Raw genomic sequence first — 17,122 nt, forward strand, 5'->3', positions numbered from 1 at the left:
TAAGGAGATGCGCATGCTCGTTCGGTCACTGACCCTCGCCACCTTGCTCGCTGTCACCGGCCCCCTGTTCGCCGCCGACAGCGACGCGCCTCTGGCCAAGGAGCTGGGCAAGGCTCGGCCCTTGGTGATCATTGCCCCCAGTTCAGCCGACCCGACCCTGCGGGGGCTGAACGAGGCCATGAAGGACCCTACCACGCAGGCCGCTTTCAAAGAGCGCGGCCTGGTGCTTTACAGTGTCGCCAACATGATGGGCAAGCGTGAGGACAAGAACCTCGAGCAGCAGACCACGATGGCGCTGATCCGTGAGCTCAAGCTCGGTGCGAGCAAAGGGACCAAGGTGATCCTGGTGGGCAAGGATGGCGAGCGGCATATGCTCAAGGATGACGAAACCGGTGAGAAGATCGACCCACAAGCCATCCTCAAGGCGGTCGATGCGCTACCCGCTACCGAAAAGGCCGTGACCGCCCCTGAGCCCGTGGCGGCGGCCCCTGAAGCCAAACCTAAGGACAGCAAGCCTGCCAAGCCGGCCAAACCGGCGGCGCCGCCCAAACCGTTGGACGACTGACAGGCCGGCCAACGCTGTGGCGGCTTTACCGTGACCCGCGATTGCAGGTGCGTTATACGCGGTGGGCACCTGCAACCGGCCGGTAGCTGGCCGTGAGCCAGTGATCGAGGCTCAAGCGTCCTGCGCCTTTGAGCAACAGGGGCAGCAGCGCCACCAGGTAAATCAGTGGCAGTTTGAAGTTGCCGAAGCCACGGTCGGTGATGGCGTAGCCCTGCGCCAGGTCGGCGAGGCTTGACCACTGTGCTGGCCAATGTACCGCGGCAATTGCCACCACCGTCACCACCATCAGCCCCGCTGACGCCAGACGCGTGCCCAGGCCCAGTAGCAGCAGCAACGGCAACAGCAGTTCAGCCCACATCGACAGCTGCCAGTTCAGTTCGGCGGGCAGCACGTTGAAGGGGAACGGAAAGCTTGACTGCAAATCGCCGAACCAGTTGCTGCCGTTGAATTTCTCAAGGCCCGACTCGAAGAACTCCCAGGCCAGGAACAGCCGCAGCGGCAAGTCGGCGCTCCAGCTGCCGAAACGGTCAAACGTGGTGAAGGCGCGGTTCAGAGTGATCATGTAAGTTCTCGTCGCAAGGAAGGCCGATGGATACCAAACGGCGATCGGGAAACGCAGCATTCCCGAACTGCCGTTGTGCGACCGGGAGTGTGTGCGGCGAGGGTATCTGCAGTGTGTCGGTTCAGGCTCGATTGTGTATCGCACTGTAGGGGCGGGGGCGCGAGCGGCAGGTCAGGCCGGCCTGCCGCGCTGGCTTCAGTGGCGTATCGCTAAAGCTCGATCTGCGCGCACAGCCCGCCGCTCGGACGATTGCTCAAGGTCAAGCGCCCGCCCATGGCTTGGGTCAATTGCTGGGCGATGGCCAGCCCCAGCCCGGTGCCCCCGGTGCTGCGATTGCGCGAGCTTTCCACCCGGTGGAATGGCTTGAGCACTTCGTTGAGTTCTTCAGCGGGGATTCCCGGGCCTTCATCCAGCACCCTGATCAACGTACGGCCGTGTTCACGGCTTACCTCCAGTTGCGCCTTGCCGGCGAACTTGAGGGCATTGTCCACCAGGTTGACCAACACCCTGCGTAGCGCATGGGGGCGGGTTTCCAGCAAGCCGCCAGTGCTGCCATGGCGCTCGACCTGAGCACCGCTGTCCTGGTAGTCGAAAACCACACTGTCAAGGAAGGCATCCAGGTTGATCCGGCACGCAGGTTCGGTGTTGATGTCCATGCTGCGGGCATAGGCCACACCTTCGCGAACCAGGTGTTCCATGGCATCCAGGTCGTGCCACAGTTTGTCTTTCTCAACGCCCTCGTCCATCACCTCGACCCGCAGCTTCATGCGTGTGATCGGCGTTTGCAAGTCGTGGGAAATTGCCGCCAGCAATTGCATGCGCTCCTTGAGGTACGCGGCGATGCGTGCCTGCAGAGCATTGAACGCAACGGCGGCGTATTTCACTTCGCGTGGCCCACTTTCGTCCAGCAGTTTGCCGGGTTTGTCCGGGTCAAGCGCATCGACCGCCTGCACCAGGCGGGTCAGCGGGCCGATAGCCAGACGCACCGCTAGCCAAGTGCAGAACAACAGCACGGCCAGCTGGATCAGCAGCACCAGCGGCAGCCAGCGGGCGACTGGCACGGTGGCGGGGGTAACGTCGATGGTCAGCGGCGCGCCATCGGCCAGGCGAAGGTGTGCCTGAAAGCGCGCGTTCGGCCCTGGTATGTCCTGGAAGGTCAGCCGGTAATGGTCACCGATGGCCTTGACGATCGACTCGGCGGCCATGGGCGGGTCGTTGCTCGGCATGGCGTTCCCACTCAGGCCGTCATCGAGCTGATAGCGGTAGGTGCGCCGCTCCAGGCGTGGCAGCCAGCTGGCACGCTCGGCGGCGGGCAGCCGGTCGAGGATGGCGACCGACGTGGCAACGTCCAGTTCCAGGTTGCTGAGCATCATTGAGCGGCTGCTGATGTAGCGTTCATAGGCCTGCAGGCTGAACGACAAGCCATAGGCCAGCACCAGCCCGGTAAAAAAGATCAACGCCAGGCGCGAAGCCAGGGTGCGGGGCCATTTCATGACGGCGACTCGATCAGTTGTACCGGCAGGGAAAACACATAGCCCTCGCTGCGGACGGTCTTGATGCAGCTCGGTTCGCGGGCATCGTCGCCCAAACGCTGGCGCAGGCGGCTGACCAGCAGGTCGATGGAGCGGTCGAAGATGTCGGCTTCGCGCCCTTGGGTCAGGTTGAGCAACTGCTCGCGGCTGAGCACCCGTTGCGGGTGGTCGAGAAACACCCGTAACAGGCGGTACTCGGCACCGCTCAAAGCCACCAGGGTGCCTTCGCTGTCGAGCAGGTGGCGCGCGGTGGTGTCCAGGCGCCATTGGCCAAAGCCGAGCAGGCGGCTGCTTTCACTGATGGTCAGGTTGGGCGGCAGCATGCGGGTGCGGCGCAGCACCGCGTTGATACGCGCCAGCAGTTCGCGGGCAGAGAACGGTTTGGTGAGGTAGTCATCGGCCCCCATCTCCAGGCCAATGATGCGGTCGGTTTCGTCATTGCGTGCAGTCAGCATGAGCACCGGCGTGTTGCGATGCTTGCCGGCACGCAGTTCGCGGCACAGCAGCAGGCCATCATCGCCCGGCATCATGATGTCGAGGACGATCAGGTCGACGCTGTTGGCTTCGAGGAAAGCGCGCATCTGTCGGCCATCGGCGACGATGCTGGTGCGCAGGCCGTTCTTCTTCAGGTAATTGCCGACCAGTTCGCGGATCTCGCGGTCGTCGTCGACGATCAGGATGTGATCGACATGTTCCATCGCAGGGGTCCTGTGCGGGGTGAGTGGGCGCAGTGTATCGAGCATGTGGGTGCTTGCCTGCGGGGTTTTGTATTGCAGTGTATCCGGCCTTGGTACAGATACAGCAGGAAGCACAGCACCGCCCGGGCGACACACGCCGGATACCTGGCAAGCGTGAAATGGCTCTGGAACGGGAAGCACAACTTCCCACCGCCCAGCGTTACACAGGAGAAATGCCATGAACTTCAAAATGATCACCAGCGCCGGTCTGTTCGCCGTGTTCAGCCTTGGCGCCCTCGCAGCCCAGGCTACCAGCATGCCGATGAACGATGACGGTGCCATGCAGTACCGTTATGGCGAGCACCTGGATGTCAAGAAGGTACTGTCGATCAAAGACGACCAAAGCAATGTCTGCGGTGTGGTCAATACCCGAATGAACTACCTGGACTCCAAAGGGCAGCACGAAAGTGTCGAATACCGTACCTACGCGACCGGCGGGTGCCATGACAATTGATCGGCGGCTATTGAAAGCCGGTGGCGTGGTTTTGGCGCTTGTAGGCCTGGGCCTGGCCAGCCACCTGATGGCCCGCGACAGTTATGGCGCCATGCCGTCATTGGCGGGGGCCAGCGAGTGGCTCAACTCGCCGCCGCTGGACGCACCGGCGCTCAAGGGCAAAGTGGTGCTGGTGGACTTCTGGACCTGGGACTGCATCAACTGCCAACGTAGCCTGCCGCATGTCAACGAGTGGGCTCGGCGCTATGCCGACCAAGGGCTCGTGGTGGTGGGGGTGCACACGCCGGAATACGACTACGAACGTGATGTTGGCCAGTTGAAGCTCAAGGTGGCCAGCCTGGGCATCGGTTACCCGGTAGCGGTGGACAACGACCACCATGTGTGGAATGCCTGGGGCAACCAGTTCTGGCCGGCGCATTATTTTGTCGATCGCCACGGGCAGGTGCGGCATGTTCACTTCGGTGAGGGTGATTATGCCGGGCAGGAGCGCGTGATACGGGCCTTGCTCGATGAACAGTACTAAGCGTGCTACACCGGCTTTTTCGCACGCCATGCCTGCGAAGAAGCCGGTGCTGTTTCAGCCTAGGCTGGCGAAGTGCGCTTGCATCCGGCCTGCATCCGCCTTGCGCCCACTGAAAAGTTCGAAGGCCTTTACCGCCTGGAACACCGCCATGTTGCTGCCATCCAGTGTCTGACAGCCCAAGGCACGCGCGGCGCGCAATAATTCTGTCTCCAGCGGGAAGTAGATGATTTCCGCCACCCAGAGCCGAGCGTGCAGCAGCTCGACCGGCAATGGCGTACCTGGCAACTTGGCCATACCGACCGGGGTGGTATTGACCAGCCCGTCCGCCACGGCGAGCGCTGTAGGCAGGGCTGTGCCGACAACCGCACGGCCGGCACCGAAGTGGCCGTTGAGCTTGTCCACCAGGTCTTGTGCCCGCGTGGTGTCGACTTCGAACAGCACTAGCCGCTCTACGCCCTCGGCCAGCAACGCATGGGCCACCGCCGAGCCGGCTCCGCCAGCGCCCAACTGCACCACTTGCCGGCGTGGCACCTGCGGTAGGCCTCGGCGCAGGCCCTCGGCAAAGCCCAGGCAATCTGTGTTGTGGCCCACCCGCTTGCCGTCCCTGAGGACCACGGTGTTTACCGCACCAATGCTCCTCGCTTCTTCCGACAGCTCATCGAGCAACGGCAAGATCGCCTGTTTGAACGGGTAGGTGATGTTGAGCCCGGTAAAGCCGGTGTGCTGGGCTGCATCGAGCAACTGCGGCAGGGCGCTGTCGGCCAGTTGCAACTGGTCGGCATCGATCAGGCGATAGAGGTAACGCAGGGCCTGGGCGTCGCCTTCATGCTCGTGCAGGGCGGGGGTGCGTGACAGCTGTATGCCTCGCCCGATAAGGCCGGCAAGGATGGCGTGCTCAGTCATGTGGCCTGCTCCCGCAGCATGTCGGCAAAGTGATTCAAGGCCATGCGGTAACCCTGGCTACCCAAGCCGCAGATCACCCCTACGGCGATTGACGATACGAACGACAGGTGGCGAAACGGCTCGCGCTTGTGCACGTTGGAAAGGTGTACCTCGATAACCGGCAATTCGCTGGCCACCAGAGCATCGCGGATCGCTACCGAGGTGTGGGTCCAGGCGCCGGGGTTGATCACAATGGCGTCACAACGGCCACGCGCTGCGTGGATCCAGTCGATCAGTTCGCCTTCGTGATTGGTCTGGCGGAACTCGATTTCCAGGCCGTGGGCCTGGGCTGTTTCAGCGCAACGTTGGGCCAGGTCGGCGAGGGTTTCACGGCCGTATTGGCCAGGTTCGCGGGTACCGAGCATATTCAGGTTGGGGCCGTTGAGCACGAGGACAAGGGGCTTCATGGCGGGTATCGCTTTGTTGTTTTTGGATGCCCCAATGTTTGTACCAACCGGTTAGTTTCGTCAATTTGGGTTACATCCCGGACGGCTGAAAGTGGGCGATTATCGAACCTGCGCTTTTACAAATAGGCAGGCAGATGCGCCACGGCGTGATGACAGGATTGTAATTTTCACGCCACCGCCCCGATAACCACCGCTGCCTACAGTCCTCGCCAATGCTCGCCGACGAGGACATCCGAAGTGCCCACCCCCCGCAAGATCGCCATGCTCTGCTTGCTGCTCACGGCCGCCGCCGGTGCCCAGGCCGGGCAGGGCCTTAGCCTGCCAGAGGCGCTCGCCACCGCCTTTGCCAACAACCCGCAACTGGCTGCCGCCGGGCGCGAAATCGGCATCGCCGACGGCGAGCGTCGCCAGGCTGGGCTCATGCCCAACCCTGAATTGTCCTGGGAAGTCGAAGACACCCGCCGCGACACCAGCACCACGACAGTCACCTTGAGTCAAACCTTGGAGCTTGGCGGCAAGCGGGGGGCGCGCATCGCGGTGGCCGGTAGCGGCCAGGTACTGGCCCAGCTCGATCTGGAGCGTCAACGCAATGGCCTGCGCGCCGATGTGGTCCAGGCATTTCACACCGCGCTGCGCATGCAGGCTGCGCTGGAACTGGCACAACAGTCACAGGCACTGACCGAGCGGGGCTTGCGGGTGGTGCAGGGCCGCGTTACGGCCGGGCAGTCCTCGCCCGTGGAGGCTACCCGCGCTCAGGTCCAACTGGCCCAGGCGCAGGCTGAAGTGCGTCGCGCCGAAACTCAGCAGGGGGTGGCATACCAGGCACTGGCGCAGCTTACTGGCAGCCCGGTCGCGACGTTTGCCCGGGTGCAGGCCACCGCGTTATCCCCTGGTGCTGCGCCTGCTCACCAGGCCCTGCTCGACAAGCTTGAGCAGACCGCCGAATGGCGCATGGCCGCTGCACAGGTCGAGCGCGGCGAAGCCACCCTAGGGTCGGCAGAGGCCCAGCGCATCCCCGACCTGACCGTCAGCATCGGTAGCCAGTACAGCCGGGAAGACCGCGAGCGGGTCAACGTGGTGGGCTTGTCCATGCCCCTGCCGCTGTTCGACCGCAACCAGGGCAACGTGCTGGCCGCTGCGCGGCGTGCCGACCAGGCGCGTGACCTGCGCAATGCCGTTGAACTTCGCCTGCGCACTGAAACCGCTAGCGCCGTCAGCCAGTGGCGTACGGCAATGCAGGAGGTGGCTGCCTATGACCGCACCATCCTGCCCTCGGCGCAGCAGGCGGTCGATAACGCCACCCGGGGTTTCGAGCGTGGCAAGTTTGCCTTTCTCGACGTGCTCGATGCCCAACGCACATTGATCGAGGCACGTGGCCTGTACCTCCAGGCACTGGCCACCGCCAGCGACGCACGCGCGCAGGTCGAGCGGATTTACGGCGACCTTGAAGGTTTGCGCAATGAATCGTACAGCAGGAGCAATCAATGAATAACCCACGCAAACTGGCCCTCGTGGTTGCCGCCATCACTGTGTTGGGCCTCGGCGGCCTGATCTGGACCAGCAGCGTTGGCCAGGCCAGCAAGGCTCAGGGGCACGATGACCAGGGGGCAGACAGCCACGGCCATGCAGAGGAAGCGGGCGAGGCGCACCCGGCAGAAGCGGGCAGGGTGCAGCTCTCCCGCGCGCAGGTCGACTCTGCCGGCATCCAACTGGTCACTGCCGCACCCGATGAGCTGAGCACCGCCATCAGCTTTGCGGGTGAAATCCGTTTTGACGAAGACCGCACCGCCCATGTCGTGCCCCGGGTGCCAGGTGTGGTCGTGGCCGTGCAGGCGCAGCTTGGTCAGGCGGTCAAGCGTGGCCAGGTATTGGCCGTGATCGCCAGCCAGCAGATTTCCGACCTGCGCAGCGAGCAGCAAGCTGCCCAGCGACGCCTGGAGCTTGCGCGCCAGACCTTCCAGCGCGAGCGACAGCTGTGGCAGGAGGGCATCAGTGCCGAGCAGGACTACCTCCAGGCTCGTCAGGCCTTGCAGGAGGCTGAAATCACGCTGGCCAATGCCCGGCAGAAGGTTGCTGCCGTCGGCCCGGCTGGTACAGGCAATCGTTACGAGCTGCGTGCACCGTTCGATGCCGTGGTGGTGGAGAAGCACCTTGCCGTGGGTGAAGTGGTCGACGAAGCCAGCAACGCGTTCACCCTTTCTGACCTAAGCCGGGTCTGGGCGACCTTCGCCGTGGCCCCGCGTGACCTGGGCAAGGTCACTACCGGGCGCACGGTCACCGTCAGTGCACCAGACCTCGGTGCCGAGGTCGAGGGCAAGGTCAACTACGTCGGCAGCCTGCTCGGCGAGCAGAATCGCGCCGCCACCGTTCGCGCAACCTTGGCCAACCCCGACGGAGCCTGGCGTCCGGGCCTGTTCGTCACTATCGCGGTCAGTGTCGAGCGCTACAACGCCGCCGTGGTGGTGCCCCAGAGCGCGCTGCAGACCTGGGAAGAGCAGACCGTGGTGTTCGCCCGCAGCGACGAGGGCTTCGAGGCCCGTGCGGTGCAGACAGGCCGGCGTGATGCTGGCCGGGTGGAAATCACCTCTGGGCTGGCGCCCGGTACCCAGGTAGCTGCCGCAGGCAGCTTTGTCCTCAAGTCGGAGCTCGGCAAGGGCTCCGCCGAACACAGCCATTGATCACGGGAATGCTTGCATGTTCGAACGCCTGATCCAATTCGCCATCGAGCAGCGCCTGGTGGTGATGCTCGCCGTGGTGCTGATGGCCGCCGTGGGTATCCACAGCTACCGGCAGTTGCCAATCGACGCCGTGCCTGACATCACCAACGTGCAGGTTCAGATCAACACCGCAGCCCCCGGCTATTCGCCGCTGGAAACCGAGCAGCGCATCACCTTTGCCATCGAAACGGCCATGGCCGGCTTGCCAGGGCTCAAGCAGACCCGCTCACTGTCGCGCTCGGGGCTGTCCCAGGTCACGGTAATCTTCGACGACGGCACGGACCTGTTCTTTGCCCGGCAGTTGGTCAACGAGCGCCTGCAGGTGGCCCGCGCGCAACTGCCGCCGGGCATCGAGGCCAGCATGGGGCCGATCTCCACGGGCCTGGGCGAGATCTTTCTGTGGACGGTCGAAGCCCAGGAGGGGGCGCGCAAGGATGACGGTACGCCCTATACCGCCACCGACCTGCGGGTGATCCAGGACTGGATCATCAAACCGCAGTTACGCAACGTGCCTGGGGTGGCGGAGGTGAACAGCATCGGTGGCCATGCCAAGCAATACCTGATCGCCCCGGAACCCAAGCGCCTGGCGGCCTACAGGCTCACCCTCAACGACCTGGTCGCCGCCCTGGAGCGCAACAACGCCAACGTCGGGGCGGGCTATATCGAACGCAACGGCGAACAGCTGTTGATCCGTGCACCGGGGCAACTGGCGTCGGCGCAAGACATCGCCAACGTCGTCATCTCCAGCGTCGATGGCACGCCGATCCGCGTCAGCCATGTCGCCCAGGTCAGCCTCGGCCAGGAACTGCGTGCGGGGGCGGCCACCGAAAACGGCCGTGAAGTGGTACTTGGCACGGTGTTCATGCTGATCGGTGAAAACAGCCGCAGCGTGTCCCAGGCCGTGGCAGCCAAGCTTGTCGAGATCAACCGCAACCTGCCCAAAGGCGTGGTCGCAGTGACGGTATACGACCGCACCAACCTGGTCGAGAAGGCCATCGCCACCGTCAGGAAGAACCTCGTCGAAGGCGCGATCCTGGTGGTTGCGGTGCTGTTTCTGTTCCTTGGCAACATCCGCGCCGCGCTGATCACCGCCATGGTGATTCCGTTGTCGATGCTGTTCACCTTCACCGGTATGTTCAGCAACAAGGTCAGTGCCAACCTCATGAGCCTGGGCGCCCTGGACTTCGGCATCATCGTCGATGGTGCAGTGGTGATCGTCGAGAACGCCATCCGCCGCCTGGCCCATGCCCAGCACCGCCATGGCCGCCTGTTGACACGTGCCGAGCGTTTCCACGAGGTTTTTGCTGCTGCACGCGAGGCGCGTCGGCCGCTGGTTTACGGGCAACTGATCATCATGGTGGTGTACCTGCCGATCTTTGCCCTGAGCGGGGTCGAGGGCAAGATGTTCCACCCCATGGCCTTCACCGTGGTCATTGCCTTGCTAGGCGCCATGCTCCTGTCGGTGACTTTCGTGCCGGCGGCCCTAGCGCTGTTTGTCACCGGCAAGGTCAAGGAGGAGGAGGGCTGGGTGATGCGCACTGCGCGTAGGCGCTACGCACCCGCACTGAACTGGGTGCTGGGACGACGGCGGCTGGCGTTTGCCGGGGCCGCAGGCCTGGTGCTGTTGTCCGGGGTGATGGCCGGGCGCATGGGCAGCGAGTTCATCCCCAGCCTCAGCGAAGGCGACTTTGCCTTGCAGGCCTTGCGCGTGCCTGGCACCAGCCTGTCGCAATCTGTCGATATGCAGCAGCGGCTGGAGCGCGCGATCATCGCCCAGGTGCCTGAAGTGGAACGGGTGTTCGCCCGCACCGGCACTGCCGAGATTGCCTCTGACCCGATGCCGCCAAACATCTCGGACGCCTACGTGATGCTGCGCCCAAGTGCGCAATGGCCAGACCCAGGCAAGTCGCGTGAAACACTGATCGCCCAGGTGCAGCGCGCCGCCGCCAGCGTGCCGGGGAGCAATTACGAACTGTCGCAACCCATCCAGTTGCGCTTCAACGAGCTCATTTCTGGTGTGCGCAGCGATGTGGCGGTGAAGCTGTTCGGTGACGACATGGCGGTGCTCAACCGCACGGCGGCGCAAATTGCGGGCAGCCTGCAACAGGTGCCTGGGGCTTCGGAAGTGAAGGTCGAACAGACCACTGGCCTGCCGGTACTGACCATTGATATCGACCGCGACAAGGCTGCCCGCCATGGCCTGAACGTGGGTGACGTACAGGACGCCATTGCCATCGCCGTAGGCGGCCGCACGGCGGGCACGTTGTATGAGGGTGACCGTCGCTTCGACATGGTGGTGCGCCTTGCCGAACCCCTGCGTACGGACGTAGATGGCCTGGCCAGCCTGCTGATTCCGGTGCCTGCCAGTGCCGCAGCCGGTGACGCACAGATCGGCTTCATCCCGCTGTCCCAAGTTGCGACAGTCAACCTGCAGCGCGGGCCGAATCAGGTCAGCCGGGAGGATGGCAAGCGTGTTGTGGTAATCAGTGCCAACGTGCGCGGGCGTGACCTGGGCTCGTTCGTGGAAGAGGCCGAGCGCACACTGCTCCAGCAGGTGCAGGTGCCACCCGGCTACTGGACCCGCTGGGGTGGCCAGTTCGAGCAGTTGCAATCGGCGGCCGAGCGCTTGCAGGTGGTGGTCCCGATCGCGCTGTTACTGGTCATGGCCTTGTTGTTGATGATGTTCAACAACCTCAAGGATGGCTTGCTGGTATTTACCGGTATTCCCTTTGCCCTGACGGGTGGGGTGCTGGCGCTGTGGCTGCGGGACATCCCGCTGTCGATTTCTGCAGGGGTGGGGTTTATCGCGTTGTCGGGCGTGGCCGTCCTCAATGGCCTGGTGATGATTGCCTTCATCCGTAACCTGCGCGATCAAGGGCGCAGCCTGCGTGTGGCGGTCGAAGAGGGCGCCTTGACGCGGCTGCGGCCGGTACTGATGACGGCGTTGGTGGCGTCGCTGGGGTTCATCCCGATGGCATTGGCCACCGGGACCGGGGCCGAAGTACAACGGCCGCTGGCCACGGTGGTGATTGGTGGGATTCTGTCGTCCACGGCGCTGACCTTGCTGGTGTTGCCGGCCTTGTACCAGTGGGCATATCGGCGCGAAGAGGCTGAGCAAGGGTGAGAAGGCCGGGGCTGCAATGGCAGCCCCGGCCCCCGTTCAAACTGCGCGGCGAACGCCTGGCCGCTCGACATCGCCCCCTGGCGCTTCATGCAACGAAATGCGCGAAGTCTCCGGCAACGCCAGGCCGCCTGCCAGCGCGAGGAGGGCAATCACCACCAGGTAGAACGCTGGTGCCAGGCTGCTGCCGGTCTGTCCGATCAACCACGTCGCCACCAGTGGTGCAGTACCGCCGAACAGCGTGTAGGCCACATTGTAGGTAATGGCCGAGGCGGTATAGCGGGTGCGGGTGGGGAAGCTCTCCGAGAGCAGTGCAGCGGTGACCACTCCGCTGCACAGCGCGCCCACCGCCAGCAGAATCACCCCCAGCAGCGCGCCCGACATCGACCCGGAGCTGGCCAGCCAGTAGGCGGGGAAGACGCACAGCATCACCCACAAACAGGTGAAGCCAATGGTCTTGCGTCGCCCGACCCGGTCCGAGAACGCGCCCGCCAGCGGGCAGCCAACGGCGGCGAACAGCAGCGCCACCGTGGTCACCAGCAATGACTGGGCGCGGGTCAGGTTGCCGACCAGTTGCAGGTAAGTGGCGAAGTAGGTGGTGAACATGTAGAACGACAATGCGGTGAGCGAGATGAACGCACCCAGGTTGCGAAGGGTTCGGCCATGGTGGCGCAAGGTGTCCTTGAGCGGTGAATGCTCATGCACCTTGCCTTGGGCGAGGGCTTCGCGAAACGCTGGCGTTTCCTCCATGCGCCAGCGCAGGTAAAGGCCTACCAGGCCCAACGGTGCAGCCACCAGGAATGGTACGCGCCAGCCCCAGGCCGCCATCGCTTCGGCCGACAGGCTCGCTTCCAGGCCATAGGCAATTACCGCTGCGCAGGCAAACGCGGAAAAGGTCGATACCGGCACGAAGCTGCCATAGAACGCACGTTTGTTGTGCGGCGCGTGTTCCATCAGGTACGCACAGGCCCCCGCGTACTCGCCACCGGCAGAGAAGCCCTGCAGGCAGCGCGCCAGGGTCAACAACACCGGCGCGGCGAGGCCGATGCTGGCATAGGTGGGCAGCAGACCGATCAGCGTGGTGGAGCCTGCCATCAACAAAATGGTCAGCGACAGGATACGTTTGCGTCCTAGTCGGTCGCCCAGCGCACCGAACACGATGCCGCCCAGCGGTCGCAAGGCGAAGGCCACGGCAAATACCGCAAAGGTCTTGAGCAGGGCAACGCTGGCATCACCGCTGGCGAAGAACTGGCTGGCGATCAGGGTGGCAAGAAAGCCGTAGACCGCGAAGTCGAACCATTCGACGAAGTTACCGATCGCCGAGGCGGCGATGACCCGGCGAAGTGTGGCGGGGGAGACCTCATGAGATGCGGACATGTGGGAACGCTCCGGTTTCCAAAGGCAGCCTGGAGGGAAAGTGATGCGGTCAAGGCCGCGTCATCATTGTTGTTACCGGCAGTAGACCGGTGCGGGCGGCAGGGCGCTTTGTCGAGGGCGACATCGGGATGTCTATTCCGACCACGCCGACCTCATCGCAGGTTTGCCACGCAGAGGCCAACAAACACCTCGGTTATGAATTACAGTCGTGGGCCACCGCTTGCGCAGGAGCCTGACCATGGCCCAGAACATCTACGACAACCCCGCCTTCTTCGCCGGGTACAGCCAGCTCCCCCGTCAGGTCCTTGGCCTGGACGGTGCACCCGAGTGGCCGGCGATTCGCGCCCTGCTCCCCGAGGTTCGCGAAAAGCGGGTGGTCGATTTGGGTTGTGGGTTTGGCTGGGCCTCGCGCTGGATGCGCGAGCAGGGCGCCGCGTCGGTGCTGGGCCTGGACCTGTCGCAGAACATGATCGACCGCGCCCGCCGTGATACCGACGACGCGGCCATCGAGTACCGCATTGCCGACCTCGATACCCTGCAATTGCCGCCTGCGGCGTTCGACCTGGCCTACAGCGCGCTGACCTTTCATTACGTCGAGGATTTCAGCCGCCTGGTGCGTACCATCGCCCAGTCACTGAACGCCGACGGCCACCTGGTGTTTACTGTCGAACACCCCATCTACATGGCCGCTGCCCATCCGCATTGGTTCAAGGACGCCGATGGCCGCCTGACCTGGCCGGTCAACGGCTACGCGCTGGAAGGGCAGCGGCGCACCGATTGGTTCGCCAAGGGTGTGCTCAAGTACCACCGCACTCTGGCCACCACGCTCAACACCCTGATCGAGGCAGGCCTGCGCATCAACCGGGTCGAAGAGTTCGCCCCCTCGCCCGAGCAGGTTGCCGCGCTGCCAAACCTTTCCGAAGAGCTCGAGCGGCCGATGATGCTGCTGGTGTCCGCACAGCGCTGAGCCGTTGCAACCTGCCCTGGCGCCTGGTTCGCGGGCAAGCCGGCGCCGGGGCCTGTGTGCAAGGCCGTGCGGTGGCCAGGGTCAGAAGCGCATATCCACCGCCAGCTCAAACGTCCTCGGCGCGCCCGCATAGTACTGAAGCCCGTACGCCTGCTTGGCATACAGCTGATCAGTCAGGTTGCGTACCCGGCCAGTAAGCGTGGTGTGTTCATCCAGCCGGTAGCGGGCGAAGGTACCCAACAGGGTATAGGCCGGCGCCTTGAGTGTGTTGGCATTGTCGGCGTACACCGACCCTACATAGCGTGCGTCCACCCCCGCCGACCACGCCGGGGTGAAGCTGTAAGTCAGCCACAGGTTGGCGACATTGGCTGGCACGTTGACCGGTGCATTGCCTTTGCGCGACACCGACACGCCGTTGACCGCCTCGTTGAACGCATCGTACTTGGCATCGACATACGCATAATTGGCTTCAGCCAACAGCCTTTGCGTGACTTGCAGGCGACCGGACAACTCGATACCGCGTGAGGTCTGCTGCCCGGCCTGGACCGTCAGGTTGGGGTTGGCCGAATCGCGCACGGCGAAGTCCTTACGCACGATCTGGTACAGCGCCACCGTCGCCGCTCCACGCCCGTCGAGGAAGTCGAACTTGCTGCCCACTTCCCACTGCTCGCCCTTGGACAGGTCGAACAGGCCGACGTTGGAGTAAGTGGCTGCTGCCAGCGAACCGGCAGGCAGGTCGGCCGCGGTGCTGTACTGGGCGTAGACACTGGCAGATGGGGTCAGCTCGTAGGTCAGGCCGATGCGCCCGGAGAGGGGCTCCCAGCGCCGTTGGAAGTACGCTGGAGAGGTGGGGGTGACGGCACCGTAGTTGGTTACCTCCATGTCCAGGTAGTCATAGCGCAGTGCGGTCAAAAGGGCCAGGCGCTCAGTCAGTTGCAGGCGGTTTTCGGCAGACACGGCGCGGTTGATGAGTTCATGACGACGCTGTTTGGTCAGGCCCGCATTCACCACCGGTATGTCGTTGAAGCTGCCCGGGTCGAAGTGTTCAGGGTCCACCACATCGCTCCAGTTACCCGAGGTGGGGTAGAGGGTCTGGCGCATGCGCGAGTAGTCCAGGCCCAGCGACCACTGGCTGGCCAGGCCGAATACGGTGTGGTCATGGCGCAGTTCGATGCGGTCGCCGAGCACGTTCTGGTCGTGGCGTTGCAGGTAAGGGCCGGCGCGTAGCACATTGCCGTCGTTGGTGTAGCTGTAACGCTCGACGTTGCGGTAGTCGCGCTGGGCGTTGTAGTGATAAAGCGTGTTTTGCACGCTGGTAGTGTCGCTGACCTGGTAATCGAGGATCGAGCGCAGCCAGCGCACCCGTTGTTCGTAACGGCCGTCGGCGACGTTGTAGTTTTCGAAGCGGCGGCTCTTGTCGATCTTCATGGTGCTGCGCCCAGGCAGGATCGGCGAACCCCAGTAGGGGCTGTCCTCACTGTCTTGCTGATACTCCACGGCCAAGGTGTGAGTGAGGTTGGGCGTGAGGTCGCTGAGCAGTGAAAACGCCAGGCTGTCAGTGTGCCGTTCGTTGCGGTCGATGTAGCCATTGCTGTGGCCTCGGCTGAAGTCCAGGCGCATGAAGTGCCGGGCATCGGCAGGATTGCTGGCCAGTGCCTGATTGATGCCGAAGGCCACTTGCGAATCGTCGAAGCTGCCATAGCGTATGCGCCCGTCGATGATTTGCTGATCGCGGCTGGCGAGCTTGGTGATGTAGTTGATCGAGCCACCGACCGAGCCTGCGCCATGCAGGAACGATGACGGCCCGCCGAGCAGTTCGACCCGGTCCAGCACCCAGGCGTCCACCGGCCGGGTGGCGCTGCTGTAGCCCAGGTTGATGCCGTTGTAGAGCTGGGTGACCTGGTTCTGGGTGAAACCACGGTAGCTGACGAAACCGCCGTAGCCCGGGTTAGCCGAGGCGTTCACGCCGGTCATGGCGTTGATCACGTCCTGGCTGTCGTTGGCGCTTCGCTCTTCGATGATGCGGCGGTCCGAGACGCTCACCGACGCCGGCGTTTCTCGGGCCGTGAGGCCCAGCCGCGAGCCAGTACGGATCGGTTCGTCCAGTTGTACGCCGGAGGGTGCCGCGCGTTGGCCATCAATGGTGGTGGCAGAGAGTTCTACAGCATCGTCCGCGCAAGCGAATGTGCAGGTGCCCATGAGGAGCACCAGGGAGGTGTTGCGGAGCATGTTGTTGTCTTCCACGCAAAGGTCATGGCTGACCACGACCGCGCACACAGGTGCGCCCGGCCAGGGTCAGGCGAAATGAATGGCTACTGCGGGGAAGGCGAAGGGGGAGGCGCGGGGGTTGAGGGCTGGGCGTTGGTAACGCGGTGGCGGTTGCGCCCAGCTGCGCACGACGATGGGCGATGTGGCGCCGGCGCGTACAGCGGTAAACGACCATTGGCCACTGCTCAACGGCACGGCCATGCCGAACGATGAACACACAGGGCAGTCAAGCTGGGCCATGTGCTGGTCGCCGCCAGCGTCATCGAGGTCGATGGCCACGCCATGTTCGCTGTTGATCGAACAGAACCCACCTTGCAGGCCGGCCAGGCGCAGCCCGCCCATCTGGCCATGGTGCAGGCCGCACAGCAACAGGCTGAACAGGACGCTGGCGTAGAGCGTCCAGGCCGTCAGCGTGCGGGTTTGCCGGGTGATTTTCATGGCGGCGAATTTATCATCCGGATGAGCGGTCGTGTAGCCCTGCGGCGCGGCAGGTTGTCGCAGGTCAGGCGGCGCGCTCAAGGGCATCCGTGCGGCGGATCAGATCAGCCGCCGCCACCGCTTCCTCCACTGCCGCTTCCACCGCCACTGCCGCCGGCCCCCGTACCCGACCCACCGGTGCCGCTACCGGTTCCCGAGCCGGTACTGCCCCCGTTGCCCATGCCGCCCGAGCCGTTGGTACCTGATCCAGCGCCATGGGTGGTGCCGTCCCCGCCGGTGCTGTCGGTGTCATTGGCACCGGTCCCGCTGCCGGTTGCATCGCCTGGAACGCCAGACCCGGTAGCGCCACCCTTGCTGCCATTTTGCGTGCCGGTTGCGGGGGGTGTACTGCCGTTGTTGTTCATGTCGGTCGCCGCCAGGGCGATCGGTGCGCTGGCGCCCAGACACAGGGCGAGCAGCAGCGTAAGAGGTGTCATACGTTTCATGGGTGAGTCTCCTGGTGGAGTGATTAC

At 64.0% G+C, this 17,122-nt stretch carries 16 protein-coding genes; 7 read left to right on the forward strand and 9 right to left on the reverse strand.

The window, feature by feature from the left end; all coding sequences use genetic code 11:
* The first annotated feature begins 13 nt into the window (after positions 1-13).
* A complete protein-coding gene (locus APH34_RS13395; protein ID WP_054901509.1) occupies positions 14-565 on the forward strand; it encodes a DUF4174 domain-containing protein in 552 nt (183 codons plus the stop codon).
* A gap of 52 nt (positions 566-617) precedes the next feature.
* On the opposite strand, the gene APH34_RS13400 is transcribed toward APH34_RS13395, so the two are convergent.
* From APH34_RS13400 to APH34_RS13410, 3 genes are all read right to left on the reverse strand, one after another.
* Positions 618-1,127, reverse strand: a complete 510-nt coding sequence (locus APH34_RS13400) for a DoxX family protein (RefSeq protein ID WP_054901510.1) — start codon at positions 1,125-1,127, stop codon at positions 618-620.
* Between the two features lie 209 nt (positions 1,128-1,336).
* Positions 1,337-2,620 (reverse strand): HAMP domain-containing sensor histidine kinase, encoded by a 1,284-nt coding sequence (locus APH34_RS13405; RefSeq protein WP_054901511.1) that lies wholly within the window; start codon positions 2,618-2,620, stop codon positions 1,337-1,339.
* Positions 2,617-3,357, reverse strand: a complete 741-nt coding sequence (locus tag APH34_RS13410) for a response regulator (protein ID WP_054901512.1) — start codon at positions 3,355-3,357, stop codon at positions 2,617-2,619. Before APH34_RS13410 ends, APH34_RS13405 begins: the two co-directional genes overlap by 4 nt.
* A gap of 217 nt (positions 3,358-3,574) precedes the next feature.
* Between APH34_RS13410 and APH34_RS13415 the strand changes: the two genes are divergently transcribed.
* Together APH34_RS13415 and APH34_RS13420 are read left to right on the forward strand one after the other, a co-directional pair.
* Entirely contained in the window at positions 3,575-3,850 is a 276-nt protein-coding gene (locus tag APH34_RS13415; protein WP_054901513.1) for a DUF2790 domain-containing protein, read from the forward strand.
* Positions 3,840-4,373 (forward strand): thioredoxin family protein, encoded by a 534-nt coding sequence (locus tag APH34_RS13420; protein ID WP_054901514.1) that lies wholly within the window; start codon positions 3,840-3,842, stop codon positions 4,371-4,373. The genes APH34_RS13415 and APH34_RS13420 overlap by 11 nt, the downstream gene beginning before the upstream one ends.
* Before the next feature lie 54 nt (positions 4,374-4,427).
* On the opposite strand, the gene APH34_RS13425 is transcribed toward APH34_RS13420, so the two are convergent.
* Complete coding sequence (locus APH34_RS13425; protein ID WP_054901515.1) at positions 4,428-5,276, reverse strand: shikimate dehydrogenase; 849 nt, start codon at positions 5,274-5,276, stop codon at positions 4,428-4,430.
* Positions 5,273-5,722 (reverse strand): type II 3-dehydroquinate dehydratase, encoded by a 450-nt coding sequence (gene aroQ, locus APH34_RS13430; RefSeq protein WP_054901516.1) that lies wholly within the window; start codon positions 5,720-5,722, stop codon positions 5,273-5,275. Before aroQ ends, APH34_RS13425 begins: the two co-directional genes overlap by 4 nt.
* Before the next feature lie 237 nt (positions 5,723-5,959).
* Here aroQ and APH34_RS13435 point away from each other — a divergent pair, with 237 nt between their 5' ends.
* Genes APH34_RS13435 through APH34_RS13445 form a run of 3 tightly spaced genes read left to right on the forward strand, consistent with a single transcriptional unit; the run spans position 5,960 to position 11,563 of the window.
* Entirely contained in the window at positions 5,960-7,210 is a 1,251-nt protein-coding gene (locus APH34_RS13435; protein ID WP_054901517.1) for a TolC family protein, read from the forward strand.
* A complete protein-coding gene (locus APH34_RS13440; RefSeq protein WP_054901518.1) occupies positions 7,207-8,400 on the forward strand; it encodes an efflux RND transporter periplasmic adaptor subunit in 1,194 nt (397 codons plus the stop codon). The genes APH34_RS13435 and APH34_RS13440 overlap by 4 nt, the downstream gene beginning before the upstream one ends.
* 16 nt (positions 8,401-8,416) lie before the next feature.
* Entirely contained in the window at positions 8,417-11,563 is a 3,147-nt protein-coding gene (locus APH34_RS13445; RefSeq protein WP_054901519.1) for an efflux RND transporter permease subunit, read from the forward strand.
* Positions 11,564-11,599: 36 nt separating this feature from the next.
* Here the strand turns inward: APH34_RS13445 and APH34_RS13450 are convergent, their stop codons facing one another.
* The gene (locus APH34_RS13450) at positions 11,600-12,937 is read right to left on the reverse strand and encodes an MFS transporter (RefSeq protein WP_054901520.1); all 1,338 of its coding nucleotides are present in this window, start codon (positions 12,935-12,937) and stop codon (positions 11,600-11,602) included.
* A gap of 238 nt (positions 12,938-13,175) precedes the next feature.
* Between APH34_RS13450 and APH34_RS13455 the strand changes: the two genes are divergently transcribed.
* Positions 13,176-13,904 (forward strand): bifunctional 2-polyprenyl-6-hydroxyphenol methylase/3-demethylubiquinol 3-O-methyltransferase UbiG, encoded by a 729-nt coding sequence (locus APH34_RS13455; protein WP_054901521.1) that lies wholly within the window; start codon positions 13,176-13,178, stop codon positions 13,902-13,904.
* A gap of 81 nt (positions 13,905-13,985) precedes the next feature.
* Here APH34_RS13455 and APH34_RS13460 read toward each other — a convergent pair whose 3' ends face one another.
* From APH34_RS13460 to APH34_RS13470, 3 genes are all read right to left on the reverse strand, one after another.
* On the reverse strand, positions 13,986-16,133 hold the full coding sequence (locus APH34_RS13460) for a TonB-dependent siderophore receptor (RefSeq protein ID WP_054901613.1): 2,148 nt from the start codon (positions 16,131-16,133) through the stop codon (positions 13,986-13,988).
* A 66-nt stretch (positions 16,134-16,199) separates the two neighbouring features.
* Positions 16,200-16,610 carry a DUF2946 domain-containing protein gene (locus APH34_RS13465; RefSeq protein ID WP_054901614.1) on the reverse strand — a complete coding sequence of 137 codons (411 nt, stop codon included), beginning with the start codon at positions 16,608-16,610 and terminating at the stop codon, positions 16,200-16,202.
* Between the two features lie 104 nt (positions 16,611-16,714).
* Positions 16,715-17,095, reverse strand: coding sequence for a hypothetical protein (locus APH34_RS13470; RefSeq protein WP_054901522.1), 381 nt, complete (start codon positions 17,093-17,095; stop codon positions 16,715-16,717).
* Positions 17,096-17,122 lie beyond the last annotated feature (27 nt).

The sequence above is a fragment of the Pseudomonas sp. NBRC 111131 genome (assembly GCF_001320525.1).
In the GTDB taxonomy this organism is placed as follows: Bacteria; Pseudomonadota; Gammaproteobacteria; order Pseudomonadales; family Pseudomonadaceae; genus Aquipseudomonas; species Aquipseudomonas ceruminis.